Origin of the sequence: Stenotrophomonas sp. HMWF003 (genome assembly GCF_003061285.1) — a bacterium.
GTDB lineage: Bacteria > Pseudomonadota > Gammaproteobacteria > Xanthomonadales > Xanthomonadaceae > Stenotrophomonas > Stenotrophomonas maltophilia_AP.
The window spans coordinates 6824-7802 of the sequence record NZ_QAIW01000229.1 but is presented as its reverse complement, the minus strand read 5'-3'; the positions used below and the strand labels follow the sequence as shown (position 1 = coordinate 7802).

General features: G+C 71.0%; 1 protein-coding gene. It reads right to left on the bottom strand.

What is annotated here, in order from left to right; all coding sequences use genetic code 11:
* Positions 1-53: 53 nt before the first annotated feature.
* A partial coding sequence (locus tag DBR34_RS22490; protein ID WP_258223780.1) for a sigma 54-interacting transcriptional regulator occupies positions 54-979 on the bottom strand: 926 nt, incomplete at its 5' end.

Here is a 979-nt window from a genome sequence, read left to right as displayed (position 1 = left end):
CTCGCACGCGATTCTGCCGCACTGGTCGGCTGAGGCGTCATGGCCGGCCCGCCTCAGTGGCGGCGGGCCGTCGCTCCCACCCGGCGATACAGCGTGCTGCGACTGATGCCCAGCGCACGCGCGGCCTGGGCGACGTTGCCATCGGCTGCACGCAGCGCGTCGCGCATCGCGGTTTCGTTCATCGCCACCAGGCCCTCGGCCGTGGATGGCATGACCGGTGCGGGCGCCGCCTGCAGATAGGCGGGCAGCATGCCCTGCCGGATCACCTCACCCGGATCGCTCAGCGCCACCAGCGTACGCAGGCACGCGCACAGCTGCCGCACGTTGCCCGGCCATGTGTAGCCCGCCAGCGTGTCCAGCGCCGGGGTGTCCAGTTGCCGGCCCTGGCCGAGCCGTTCCCACAGGCCGCGCACCAGCGCCGTACGGTCGGCGTGCTCGCGCACTGCGGGCAGGCGCACGCTGTGGTCGGCGATGCGGTAATAGAGGTCGCTGCGGAAGTCGCCGGCCGCCATGGCCTGGTCGAGATCGCAGTGGGTGGCGCAGATCAGGGCGAAATCCAGTTGGACCGGCTTGCCGCCGCCCAGCGGTGACAGCGTGCGTTCCTGCAGCACGCGCAGCAGCCGTGGTTGCAGTGCCAGCGGCATGTCGCCGATTTCATCCAGGAACAGCACGCCGCCCTGGGCCTGGCGCAGCAGGCCGGTATTGCCGCTCTTGCGCGCACCGGTGAAGGCACCTTCCTCGTAACCGAACAGCTCGGCTTCGATCAGGCCCTCCGGCAGGGCTGCGCAGTTGACCGCCACGAACGGCTTGTCGGCGCGCGCGCTGCGCCGATGCAGTTCACGCGCGAAGACCTCTTTGCCGGTACCGGTCTCGCCCTGCAGCAGCACCGGCAAGTGTGCGTCCAGCACGCGGCAGGCGCGCGCCAGCTGCTGCTGTTGGGCGTCGTCGAACAGGGGCGTGGTGTCGACCCGCGCCGCAG